9 protein-coding genes are annotated in these 13,349 nt (G+C 32.6%); all 9 read right to left on the bottom strand.

What is annotated here, in order from left to right; translation table 11 throughout:
- Positions 1–71: 71 nt before the first annotated feature.
- The 9 genes from B7R67_RS07095 to B7R67_RS07060 all read right to left on the bottom strand — a co-directional run bounded on the left by B7R67_RS07095 (position 72) and on the right by B7R67_RS07060 (position 13,306).
- Positions 72–1,397, bottom strand: a complete 1,326-nt coding sequence (locus B7R67_RS07095) for a glycosyl hydrolase family 18 protein (protein WP_088068924.1) — start codon at positions 1,395–1,397, stop codon at positions 72–74.
- A 180-nt stretch (positions 1,398–1,577) separates the two neighbouring features.
- Positions 1,578–3,281, bottom strand: coding sequence for a beta-N-acetylhexosaminidase (nagZ, locus tag B7R67_RS07090; RefSeq protein WP_088068922.1), 1,704 nt, complete (start codon positions 3,279–3,281; stop codon positions 1,578–1,580).
- 939 nt (positions 3,282–4,220) lie between these two features.
- Positions 4,221–4,358, bottom strand: coding sequence for a hypothetical protein (locus tag B7R67_RS22055; protein WP_158095044.1), 138 nt, complete (start codon positions 4,356–4,358; stop codon positions 4,221–4,223).
- A 313-nt stretch (positions 4,359–4,671) separates the two neighbouring features.
- Positions 4,672–5,256, bottom strand: coding sequence for a hypothetical protein (locus B7R67_RS07085; protein WP_088068920.1), 585 nt, complete (start codon positions 5,254–5,256; stop codon positions 4,672–4,674).
- Positions 5,257–5,484: 228 nt separating this feature from the next.
- Positions 5,485–8,103, bottom strand: coding sequence for a phosphoenolpyruvate synthase (ppsA, locus tag B7R67_RS07080; protein ID WP_088068918.1), 2,619 nt, complete (start codon positions 8,101–8,103; stop codon positions 5,485–5,487).
- Positions 8,104–8,694: 591 nt separating this feature from the next.
- On the bottom strand, positions 8,695–10,071 hold the full coding sequence (fumC, locus tag B7R67_RS07075) for a class II fumarate hydratase (protein WP_088068916.1): 1,377 nt from the start codon (positions 10,069–10,071) through the stop codon (positions 8,695–8,697).
- Between the two features lie 311 nt (positions 10,072–10,382).
- Complete coding sequence (locus B7R67_RS07070; protein ID WP_088068914.1) at positions 10,383–10,838, bottom strand: hypothetical protein; 456 nt, start codon at positions 10,836–10,838, stop codon at positions 10,383–10,385.
- Between the two features lie 174 nt (positions 10,839–11,012).
- Positions 11,013–11,993, bottom strand: a complete 981-nt coding sequence (locus B7R67_RS07065; protein ID WP_088068913.1) for an aldo/keto reductase — start codon at positions 11,991–11,993, stop codon at positions 11,013–11,015.
- Between the two features lie 290 nt (positions 11,994–12,283).
- Positions 12,284–13,306 (bottom strand): NADH:flavin oxidoreductase/NADH oxidase, encoded by a 1,023-nt coding sequence (locus B7R67_RS07060; protein ID WP_088068911.1) that lies wholly within the window; start codon positions 13,304–13,306, stop codon positions 12,284–12,286.
- Positions 13,307–13,349 lie beyond the last annotated feature (43 nt).

The raw sequence follows: 13,349 nt of genomic DNA, 5'->3' as shown, positions 1-13,349 counted from the left end.
GTTAAATAATGAATAAAAAGTTAAATATAGAAAAAAGAACTTTAGTTAAAAAGCTCTTCTCTAAAAAAAATTTATTGAATCCAAAATTCATCTAATAATATTTCTTCTGTTTGTGGCATTGTTATCCCTATATGCCAGCACCCTAATCCAGCTAAACCAAATTCTTTTGCTAGATGAAATTTTGCAAGTAAACTTCTAGGGTCTTCAAACCATACCTCATGCTGTGTTCCATTTTTATCTAGATATCGAAACGCTGGTGCCGATGCTTCTTGATCATAATAGACTTGGCTTTCATATTTCTGATACATATTTATCGCGTTTTGTGTGGAGTAGGCGATCCCTGTTCGGATACCTGTTATTGGCCAATCATATGCATATTGAGGAATTCCAAGTAATAATTTTGAGTTTGGAACAACACTTACAGCGTATTGTAAAGATTTTCTCACATTTTGTATGGGGGCAATAGGACCTGAAGTACTGCTCGACCAATGCCAGTTATATGCCATTATAAACATCTTATCAACATATTTTCCTAATGTTTTATAATCGTAAGCATTATAGTAACTTGGAATATTATCTGCTTCTTTAGGAGGCATTGCTATTATTAGTTCCATTTTAGAACGATGCAACTTAACAGATAATTCTTTGAGAAATTGATTAAGGTTTTCACGGTCATTTGAGTTAACCATTTCTAAATCTAAATTGATTCCTTTAAGATCATTTCGATCTAATAAATTATAGATAGTTGAAATTAGTTTTTTACGTAAAGTTTTATTACTTATAAGAACATGAAATGAACTTGGATCAAAACCTTTATCGCTAATATTAGTAAAGGTCGCATATGGTGTTATATCCTTTTTCCAAGCTTGTTTAATGGAACCATTTTCTTTTACTTTTATCAAATTTCCTTGTTTAGTCGAATGATATTCAAAAATAAAAATACTTGTTAACGTTTTTTTATAATGGTCCAGCATCCAATTATTCGTTTTTTTATTTTTAGGTATAAAATAAGTACCTGTCCATATTTTCTTTTTTGAAATTGACGGAATAAACAATTTTTGTCCAGCAATTATTTTGTCATTTGTTAGGTTATTTTTGGATTTCAATAGCTCAACACTAATCGAATGTCTAAAAGCAATATCCCATAACGTTTCAGATCCTCTCACATAGTACGTTGTTCCTGGTATGATCATAGCTTGACCGATAACTAGTTTATCATTTTTTTCAAGTCCATTTAAATGAGCAAAAGTTTTAACATTTAATTTGTACTGTGCGGAAATTTTATTTAAACTATCTCCGGGTTTAACCTCAACTATTACGATTGCAAGTGATTTAATCGATGGAAGTAAGAATAAGAATAAAATAGTAAATAGTATGATTATAAATCTCTTATGCATGAATATCTCCTTACGTCTTCTAGAGTATAATTTCCATTTTTATCATTTGCATAATTTGGATATTTTACTTAGTGAATAGGTTGAATTTTAAAACATAACTATCGCTGGAAAATAGTAAAAAACCTGTTCAGTTATGTGAACAGGTTTTTTATAGTTGTTTTTCATTGACTAAATTAACGTTTAATTACTCATATTATTATTAGCATTTTTTGGATTATAAATTGAATAATGGTCTAAAATTAAATTTTTATTCTTTAAAGGAAATACAAATTTAAGCTTATATGATCCAATTAAATATGTTACTATTTTTTCGTTATTTGAAGTAGTAACATCTGAATTAGGTGATCCAAAATAATTTTTTATATTAGAAATAGATAAATTTTTTAACTGAGGATCAAAAGAGCGCAATTCAAATATTGGGTGACCTTTTTGATATCCAACTACTACGTTTTTCTTTGTATAAGTGTTAAATGTTCCTTTTGCAGATGCCACGTATACACTACTGTCTTCTTTTCCCCATTTTGCCCTTATTGAATCAATACTCGAATTCATTACATTAAATTCTGCATTTATTATTTTTCCTACCTTAGCATTCGTTGAAATATTTTTTAAAAGAGAGCTTTGTATATTACTAGTTTGATTGGAAGTAGAAATAGCTTGCATAATTTGTTTATTTAAATTTGTAACATTGACTGCTGGAACCTTATTATTATTAAGTCTATATTTTTGTTTCAACGACAAAATTTTATAAACACTTTTATTAATAGTGTCTTCTGAAATTTGACGATTATTAACTGCCGTATAGATACTGTTAAAAATAGTCTTTACATTGTTGTTTCCATGTCCAATTAAAATAATATTACTTCCCGCATTTATAGACCTCACAGCTGCATTACTTAAGCTATAATGTTTTGCAATAGCACCCATTGACATATCGTCAGTTATAACTACTCCATTATACCCGTATTGTTTTCGTAAAAGATCGGTTATCACAGTTTTTGACATTGAAGCTGGATAGTTGGAGTCTAATTTTTTCATTAAAATATGTGCCACCATCACCATATCCGCATGATTTTTGATTGCATTATCGAAAGGAATTAATTCAAATTTTTTTAAACTTGATAAATCTTTGTTTACGACAGGAAGCTCTAAATGTGAATCTACGGAAGTATCCCCGTGCCCTGGAAAATGTTTAATAACAGGAATCGTATTTCCTTTACGAATTCCCTCCATCATTCCTTCACCTATTTTTGAAACAATACTTGAATTTGTACCAAAAGAACGATCTCCTATTACGGTATTTTTAGGATTACTTTGAATATCTAAAACTGGTGAAAAATCAGTATTGAATCCAAAGGATGATAGCTCCTTTGAAATCACATTACCTATATTAAATGCATATTGGACATTATTTTTATTTCCAATTGACCTAGCAGATGGTGTATTTAAAACGGATGAGGGCATTCGATTTACCCTACCGCCTTCCTGATCAACGGAGATAAACAAAGGAACCTTATTGTTTTTATTGGCTGTTTTTATTTCATTTGTTAAGCTTACTAATTGACTTGGACTTTTTATATTTGTTCCAAAAAGAATTACGCCACCTAGTTTATAATTTTTAAGAAGAGTATTTGCATTGCTTGATGTTGTTCCATCAAAACCAGCGATAATCATTTGGCCAATTTTTTCTTTAAGAGTAAGTTTATTTAGTTCATCAAGAATTGGATCAGAGTTTATTAGATTGTTCTTTAGATTAGAAACTGTATTATGATTACTTTTGATGGCTGTACTATCATTTTTTTTAGCTTTAACCTCTATACAACCAGATAATAATATGAAACTACTAATGGCAATTACCGATAATTTTTTAAAATTGTTTTTCAAAATTTCACCTCTATTTTCAATAAGATTTAGATTTCAAAATTGTCTTCGAAAAAATCATAGCAAATAAATGTTTCAAAATTGTAAATATTTTGTATCAAATCAGCTATTTAATGAAAATATAATGTTTGATCATGAGTTTAAGGATATATTTATATAAACCATCCATTTGTTAAAATGTGCTATTTGAGAATATTTGTTCTAAACATGAGGAACTTCTCTAATTTCTCTACATAAAAGGATATCTCTATCTACTATACGCTATAATAAAGTAGAAAATGGTTTTTTATAATTTCATAAGATAGTCATAAAAAATAAGATTTAGAATGCCATTTGCCTTTAATAAACACTCTGTTAAAAAAGAATGTTGATGATTTCCGTTCCAGGATGATCGCTTTCCATGGGGCGTGAGGCTTTAGCCTCCTCGGCAAGCCTGCGGGGTCTCACCCTTCCCGCTACTCCCATAGGAGTCTCCCACCTTCCACTCCAATCAATGTCTTGGCAAAATCAATACTAGAGGCAACAGAAGCAGAATACAGTAGCAAATCTTTCTAAAAAATGTGTTTTGTAAATTATCAACAATTAACATGAACAGAGCCTAAATAAAAAAAGAGAGCAATATAGCCCTCTTTCCCATATAGTTTCAGATTCATTTTTAAATTGCTTAATAGTCTAATTGATATAAATTTTATAAGTGAATAAATCCCAATTCTATTTACTTTGCGGCAAATTATTACTAGTCAGGAAGAAATTACCACCGATTGAGGTGACACCTCCATTTTTACCTAATTTTTCAAGAGTAGTAGATCGTTCAATAACCACTTTATCCTTCTTCTTTAATACTCCATTAAATTTATCATTTTTTATAAATTCTCCATGCTTTCCGTATATCTCTTGTACTTTCTTCGTTTGATGAGTCGGATCAAAAACGAAATCAATGTGTTACACTTTTGAAGGATCCGGGTTTAAGTCAGCCCAATAAAACTCACCTTTACTGTTTACTTTTAAAACTACTTTGTAAATTGATTGATTACTATTTTCTTCTCGTATATCTAAATCAAACTTACTTCCACTAGGCATATTGGTTTCACCAAATACGCGTATAACACGCATATCATAAGTACCAGACGTCTTTAGCTTAATAATTTGTATTGGTTTTTTGATACTGCAACCAGTTAATAAAACTATTAATATTAGTGAGCCTAAATAGAAAAACTTTTTCCAAAGTAAATTTGAATATCTTCATATTAAAATCAGCTCACGACTTAGTATTCGTGAGCCCCTCCATTATTTTTTCGCTTCAACTACATTTGTAAAGTAAAAATAGTTAAATCGCTAATCTGATAAATAACCATCATTTGAAGTTGCATTCAACAATACGAAAAAACCTTCACTAATGAAGGTTTTTTCGTATTGTTGGTCCCCATGGAGCTTCTTCCTTAATTTCTTGGCTAACCTTTTGTTTTGTTAATCTTATTTTTTTCGCATAAAAGTTCAACATTTCAAAAACAGTGAATCTGTGAAATGTACCATTTGTAAAAGTTGGTTCATTCCGTCTTTTGGGATCGATGGCCCAAAGCGAAACAGATAGTCTCCCAGTATGATCGTTGAATTCATTAATTGGTACGTCAAAATCAATGTGTTCATTGTATCCATTTGCTAGAGTGATAACCGTAACTACAGCCATTTGTTTCATAGGAAATCTTGCGTCCCTATTGACTATCAAAGGAAGTTTGGCCTCACCTTTTGAATTCGTTAACGTAGTTCCAAGCGTAGTTCCTGAAGAATTTATTACAATAATTCGTGCACCTTTTATTGGTAGTCCATTTTCCCCTACCGGAACTGCTGGCTTAGATGATGGCCTTACTTGAACCTTAAGAGTAGCAGATACGAGTTCCGGACGATCAGCAAAGGATACTTGAGCTGTATTTGTAAAAATAATAAAAATTAATAAAATTAGTAAGCAAAATTTTTTCAATCTAACTACCCCTTTGAGATTAGTCTTTTATTGTTTGTATAATGCTACTAATTCATTCTTAGTTTTCTAGTAATTATTGAAAATTAAAAATATAATTAAAACGATTCTGTTCGATGTTCGTTTATAAGATGAGTAAATTAGACAAAAAAGCCGCTCTCCATATCTGGAAAGACGGCTTTTTTGACTAATTTATAGTACCGCTAATGATTATTTACGACGAATATCAAATTATAGTATTTCAATATACCCTTCTGTACCATGCAAACGAATTCGTTGCCCATCTTTTATGATTTTGGTAGCATTCTCCACACCGACGATTGCAGGTAAGCCATATTCACGTGCGATTACTGCACCATGGGTCATTAGACCACCAACTTCAGTAACTAGACCTTTAATCGATACAAATACAGGTGTCCAGCTAGGATCAGTAAAAGGGGTGACTAATATATCGCCATCTTCCAGTACAGCGTCTTCCAAGTTTAAGATGACACGTGCTCTTCCCTCTATCACTCCAGACGAAACAGGTAGACCAACAATCGCATCCGCAGGGATATTTTCACGTTTATATTTACCGACAATGATTTCACCATCAGACGTAATAACACGAGGTGGTGTTAGTCTCTCATATAATTTGTACTCATCTTTTCGTTTACTAATGATTTGATAATCCAGTTTGTTAGTTCGTACGACTTCGTGAAATTCTTCAAAAGTGAGATAGTATATATCTTCTTTTTCAGAAATTAATTTCGCTTGAACGAGTTTTTCTGCTTCTATTAGTAATGCTTTCTTATAGACAAAATAGCGATTAATCATCCCATATTTTGGATATTCACGATAACCGATGAAATTTTGGATTAGGCTAATTACTTCTTTTATCTCAGTAGCTTTTTCTTTACCATCTGGTAATTGCATCAATCTTTCTACTAACTCTTGTTCTTTTTTTATTGATTTCTGTCGCCCTTGCTCAAATTTCCGTGTACTAGCATTAGATTCAAATTTTTGGATGTTACTTAAAATCATCGGAATAAGCGTACTTGGTTTTTCACTCCAACGTGTTCTAGTAATGTCGATTTCTCCAGTACATCGCATTCCGTATTTGCTGAGATAATCAGAAATAGCATCTTTCGTTTTTTGGCCACCTTCAAACTGAATCAGTTCATTTAAAAAGTTTTCATCTTTTACATGTTGCAAATAATTTATTACTTCTGGATAAGGGCGAATAACATCTGCTACATCCATTAGCTCTAAGCCCATTTCCGAAGTGATATTGTTAGGTACAGATTGAGAAAGCGTATCTGCTACGTTTTTTTCCCCTAACAACTTATATATTTCTTCATTGATCCATGAAGTAGCATCCATAGCCGTCAAAAATACCTTCGAACTTCGCGGGTCAAATAATATTTCCTTTAATTCTTGCAAATCTTCAAGAATAAAATCAAATAATTCTAATCCCGATTTCGTTTGGATGTTGTGTTTTAATTGTTCAATAGATGTTTGATTACGATTTATCAAATCAGAAACAATAGTTGGATCGTTTTCGATTTGAGGCTGAAAACTTGAAGACGATTCATCTTTGTTGTTGTTTTGGATAGATCTCGGTATTTTATTATTTTCCGGTGATGGTTTTATGAAATCTTTTCGTTCTACGACGGTCATCAGTGCATCTTTTATTAACGGATCGGATTTCCCAGCAGCGTCTATTAGCATTTTACTACCGGCAGGTGAAGACAGATGTTGTATGATATCTACAAACAATCTACCACCAGCGGTTCGCATAGGTGCCCTAGTCGTTAACATGTAGAAAGACAAGCCCAATGGTTTCATTGGATCAGTCATCATTTGTTGATGTCCGACAGATAAATAGACGTGATTTTCTTGATCATTCGCTTCGGGAATCGGGAATAAAGTTGTGATTGGACGACTCTGTACAATAAAAAATGTCTCATCAACGAGACACCATTCGATATCTTGTGGGTAATCAAAGTATTCTTCAATTTGTCTTCCGATTCGTTCTAATTGTAAAATTTGTTGTTCAGTAAGTGTTTGAGTCTTTTGCTGATTAAGTTGGATCTCTAGTGATTCAGTTCCACCTTCATTTCGACTGTAAATAGCTAACTTTTTGGTTGCGATTGTCTTCTCTATGATTTCCCCTGACTGTACTTTATAACAGTCTGCCGATACCAAACCAGAGACAAGTGCTTCTCCAAGTCCAAAACTAGCATCGATTGATAGAATCTTTCGGTTAGAAGTAACTGGATCAGCAGTAAATAATATCCCTGATGCCTGTGGGAAAACCATTCTTTGAACGATTACGGATAAGTATACCTGCCTATGGTCAAATCCATTTTGCATTCTGTAGATCACTGCTCGATCTGTAAATAGAGAAGCCCAACATTTACTTATATGTTGTAAGATTGCTTCTTTGCCGATTATATTTAAATAAGTATCTTGTTGACCAGCAAAAGAAGCATGCGGTAAATCTTCGGCAGTTGCACTAGAACGCACTGCATAAGAATGGTCTTCACCATACTTGGAGAGATAATGAGAAACAGCTTTCACAACATCAGAAGGAATTTCTATTTCCATAATAATTTGTCTTATCTTTCTACTTAACTCTCTAATCTGTTCACGATCTTCTACATTTAACGTTGTAAGTTCATTCAACAACTTATTAAAAGTTTCATTTTGTTCAATGGCTTTTCGAAACCCTTCAGTTGTAATACAAAATCCTTTTGGTACTTGTATTCCTTGAATTTTTGATAATTCTCCCAAATTTAACCCTTTTCCACCAACCAGAAATAGTTGTGTTTTTTCTATCTCTTGAAATTCAAGAACCAAAGAACTCATTCCACATCTCTCCTTACCATTAATGTTCTATTGATTTTAGCAGTAGTAAATGCGAATAAAAAGTCTATAATTACCTTTTTTTAAATGATATAATTAAAGTAGGAGGAGAATAGAATTCAGTCACCTCATATATACTTTTAAACCTAATTACTATGATGATTTAAATTCCCTTAAAATATAATTTGGAAATTATATTACATAAATAAAAAAGCCACCGCAAAATACGATGACTAAATGAAAACGATGAAACATATTTTTTTCTTGTGATCGTTTTCTTCATTTTTACAAATTACTTACAATAAATGGTATTGTAATCACTGCAATTAACATTAAAACCCAATTATACTTTTTAAGATTTGCTTCAAATTTTTGTAGTTCATCTTCTGAACTCATTTTAAGGGGTTGCAATCAGTCCGCCTTCTTTCTCTATACTTTATGTTCAATGAATGAAGTCAGTATAATCTATCTATGTGAACTTTGGTAAAAAATTACTAAAAATATCTTACTAGCCTACTCCGTATTTATGAAGCCTAGGAATGAAATGAACAGATAACTAACAAACAAATATCACTTCTTTTCAAATTAAAGCTGCTAAATCATATTTTCTGGTCTGACAATACGATCAAATTCTTCTTCTGATAAATAGCCTGTTTTTAATGCAGCTTCCTTAAGGGTAGTGCCTTCCTTGTACGCTAATTTAGCAATTTCTGCTGCTTTTTCATAACCAATATGAGGGTTTAATGCAGTAACAAGCATTAATGATTGTTTTAAATTTCGTTCAATCACTTCTATATTCGCTTCTATGCCCTTTACACAATGAACATTAAATGAAGTAATAGCGTCTGAAAGTAATTCAACCGACTGTAGAAAATTGTATATTATTACAGGTTTAAAAACGTTCAATTCAAAGTTTCCTTGACTTGCAGCAAATCCAATTGTTACATCATTCCCCATAATTTGTGTAACAACCATCGTGAGTGCTTCAGATTGGGTAGGATTTACTTTTCCTGGCATAATTGAACTTCCTGGTTCATTTGAAGGAATGCTTATTTCACCAATGCCACTTCTTGGTCCACTCGCCATCCATCTTACATCATTTGCAATTTTCATTAAATCTGCTGCCAATGCTTTTAGTGCTCCATGAGTATAAGCGATTTCATCATGACTCGTTAATGCTTGGAATTTATTTACTGCTGAAGTAAAACGAAATCCAGTTAACGAACTAATTTCCTCTGCCATCATTGTCGCAAAACCTGGATGTGTATTAATTCCAGTTCCGACTGCAGTTCCTCCGATAGCTAGTTCAGAAATGAATTTTAAACTATCCACGATCATTTGCTCATTTTTTTCAAGCATTCGGTGCCAACCACTTATTTCTTGCCCTAAAGTTAATGGAGTAGCATCTTGTAAATGTGTTCGACCAATTTTAATAATATTTTTAAATTTATCGATTTTTTTGCTAAATGTGTTTTTTAAGCTATTAATAGCAGGTAATAATTGCTCATTTAATGAAATTGTACAAGCAATATGCATTGCAGTAGGAAACGTATCATTTGAACTTTGTGACATATTTACATCATCATTAGGATGGATTTTCTTTTTTATTCCATTGGCTTCTAATATTTGATTCCCCCGGTGTGCGATCACTTCATTCACATTCATATTTGTTTGTGTACCACTCCCCGTTTGCCAAACTACTAGTGGAAAATGTTCATCATGCCTTCTATCTAAAATTTCATTAACAGCCTCAATTATTGCATTCCCTTTATCATTATCCAATTTCCCTAATTTTTTATTTGTAATTGCAGCACTTTTTTTTATTAATGCTAAAGCATAAATTAATTGAATCGGCATTTTTTCAGAACCAATTTTAAAATTTTCAAAACTCCGCTGTGTTTGGGCTCCCCAAAGCTTATCGACTGGTACTTTGATTTCCCCAATTGAATCTTTTTCAATTCGATCATTCAATTTTTTGCCTCCTAATTAGTAAGTCTTATTTTGAGTATAGTTCAAGTACGCATTATCAATACTTTCATTATGAAAAAATTATCTATTTAAAAGGAAAATTACATTAGACTTTTTAAATTTTGATCACCGAAAGCGAGCACCCTAGAATGGAAATGAAAAGGTCGAATGCTGGGTAAAAATTGATTCTCTAAGTCTAGCGACAGAAAGAGTTTACATATAAATTCTTTACTAAGCGAATCCTTATGAAATAGAAAAATCCTGATACCCACTAACCGGAAATCAGGATTCTTTCTTTTTTTTATATCATTCTATTATTTCACACTTTTCTGCTTAAAATTAATCACTTTTTTAAAGTAATCTGATTCCAATTTGTTTATTTTTCTAAAATAAACCTTGTGCCAGTTAACATCTGCACTTGTAGCTAGTATTGCTCCCTCATTATTAAACCAAACTCTAGCATTTAATATTAAGGTACCTTGCCGTGGACTATTTATGAACAAATGTACATCAGGGAACTTAACGTTTACATTAGGATTGCTAATCGTTTCGGCACCCCAAAATATACTTTCAATAAAATCTACATCATTTTGATTTTTAAAATCTGTGATAACCTTCTTAAAATTAATTTGATCAGGATTATGAAAATAAGTATAACCAATTCGAATTTCTCTTGATGGGATGTTTTTTTCGCTATTTTTTGAACTGATTAGAAAATATCCTTCTAAAATAATAATGATCAAAAGAATAGGGATTATTAGTTTTTTCATTTTCTCCTCCTTAGATGATCAGGCAATTAATTTAGGAAAAGTTACTCTACCGTTATCCAAAAAAAGTAAATTAAAACGGCGATTCTTATTTCTAATGTAAGAAATATTAATTCAAATAGTGTAATAAAAAAGACTGCAAAACGCAGCCTAAACTGAATGATTTTTCTTATATTATCACTGTGGACCTACTAGAGAATGTAGTACATACGGTTCTTCTAAATAAGTAATTTCTTCGGTAGTTAGTTTGATAGAAAGTGCTGATACCGCTTCATCGAGGTGTGCTATTTTTGTAGCACCGATTATTGGAGCAGTTACAGGTACTTTATTTAGTAACCAAGCAAGAGCAATTTGCACACGTTGCACTTCATGTTTTTCCGCGAGTTCTGCAACTCGGTCAACAACTAATCGATCATTTTTTGCAGTAGCATCATACTTTTCTTTCGCTACTTGATCCGTTTCAGAACGGTATGTTGTTTCACTCCAATCACGTGTTAATCTACCTCCAGCTAGTGGACTATAAGGAATTACGCCGATTTTTTCTTCCTTACAAAGTGGAAGCATTTCCCGTTCTTCTTCTCGGTAAATTAAATTCAAATGATTTTGCATTGAGACAAACCGAGTCCAACCATTTTTGTCGGCAATGTGTAATGCTTTTAAAAATTGCCAAGCGTACATTGCTGAAGCTCCGATATATCTTGCTTTCCCGGCTTTTACAACATCATGCAATGCTTCCATTGTCTCCTCGATTGGAGTATTGTAATCCCATCTATGAATTTGATAGAGATCCACATAATCTGTTCCAAGTCGCATTAAGCTTTTATCAATTTCACTCATGATTGCTTTACGAGAAAGTCCAGAACCATTCGGACCTTTATGCATAGGAAAGTAGATTTTAGTCGCAAGGACAATTTCATCACGATTTGCATATTCTTTTAAGATTTTCCCAACAATCTCTTCACTCGTCCCGTCAGAATAAACATTTGCTGTATCAAAGAAATTAATCCCAAGATCAAGAGCTTTTTTAATAATTGGACGGCTGCGTTCTTCATTTAGTACCCATGGATGAATCCATCGGTCCGGTATGCCAAAGCTCATGCATCCAAGACACAGTCTCGATACGTCTAAACCGGTATTACCCAATTTTACATACTCCATTTTGTTTTCCTCACTTTTCGTAATGATTTAAACCTTGTCCTTATGTAATTACTCGTAGTTTTTTGAATAACTAGATATATATTTATTCTACAATTTATATTCAAAATCGTATGATTTATTCCAATTCCTATTTGTTTAGCATTCATTTAATGAAATCTTGTTTCGATTCCCTTATACGATTCCATATTATTTAAGATGTAAGCTTATAAAAAAGAGTCTAAAAGTTTAAAAAAACCTTTAGACTCACACTAAAAATTAATCACTATTATCTAAAACTTATTCATTCCTTTTCAATATGCTCTTTCATATGGTTTTGGCGTTAAAGGTTTATCCTCAAGAAGGAGCGATGCATTATTCGCCCAATAAGGATTTGCTAACATTCCACGACCAACTGCGATTAAATCAGCTTCTTTGTTACCAAGGACAGATTCTGCAAGAATTGCATTATCTAGATTTCCAACAGCAATGACAGGTGTACCTACTTCATGTTTAATGCGTTCAGCAAATTTAACTTGATAACCAGGATGAGATCCAGGTCTACCACCTGAACCAATTGGCCCTTCACCACCAGAAGAAATGTGGAAAATATCGACACCAGCATCTCTATATGCTTTCGCCATTTCGACAGCATAATCAAGGTCATAGCCACCATCTACGTATTCTACTGCAGAGATTCGCATAATAAGTGGCATGTCCTTTGGCATTACGCTTTTTGCAGATTCAATAATTTCTTTTCCAAATAAAAATTTATCCTGACCATATTCGTCTGTTCTATGGTTCGTATATGATGAAGAAAATTGATGAATTAAATACCCATGTGCTCCATGAAGTTCGACTGTGTCCACTCCTGCAAGAACAGCTCGTTCAATCCCTTTCTTGAACTTTTCAATTACTTCTTTAACTTCTATAGTAGATAACTCATGTGGAACCTTATATTTTTCATTAAAAGCGATTGGCGAACTGGATATTGGGTTTGGAGCATCCTCAGCTTTACGTCCAGCATGTGCAATCTGAATCGCAACTTTGGCACCATACTTATGACATTCATCAATAATTCTCTTGAATGCAGCGGTATGTTCGTCACTCCAAATTCCTAAACAATAATCAGAAATTCTTCCTCTGTCTTCAACATTCGTCATTTCAATGATGATTAAACCTGTTCCACCGATTGCCCGACTTGTATAATGAACAAAATGCCAATCAGTTGGAATACCATCTTTAAGATGAGCAGAATACTGACACATTGGTGGCATAACGACACGGTTTTTTAATTCTAATCCTTTGCAGATAAACGGTTTAAATAAATTAGACAAAGATAACATCCTTTCTCGCATTCTTTAATGATTCACTATTCCA

The organism is Gottfriedia luciferensis, from assembly GCF_002156865.1.
Lineage (GTDB): Bacteria > Bacillota > Bacilli > Bacillales > Bacillaceae_G > Gottfriedia > Gottfriedia luciferensis.
The sequence above is the reverse complement of the archived record's forward strand: the minus strand, read 5'-3'. Positions and strand labels throughout refer to the sequence as shown.

Coding starts and splice junctions, on each gene's coding strand:
- ppsA (WP_088068918.1), bottom strand. CDS start 8,103: ATGAGTTCTTTGGTTCTTGAATTTCAAGAGATAGAAAAAACACAACTA.
- B7R67_RS07065 (WP_088068913.1), bottom strand. CDS start 11,993: ATGGAGTATGTAAAATTGGGTAATACCGGTTTAGACGTATCGAGACTG.
- B7R67_RS07070 (WP_088068914.1), bottom strand. CDS start 10,838: ATGAAAAAACTAATAATCCCTATTCTTTTGATCATTATTATTTTAGAA.
- B7R67_RS22055 (WP_158095044.1), bottom strand. CDS start 4,358: ATGCCTAGTGGAAGTAAGTTTGATTTAGATATACGAGAAGAAAATAGT.
- B7R67_RS07095 (WP_088068924.1), bottom strand. CDS start 1,397: ATGCATAAGAGATTTATAATCATACTATTTACTATTTTATTCTTATTC.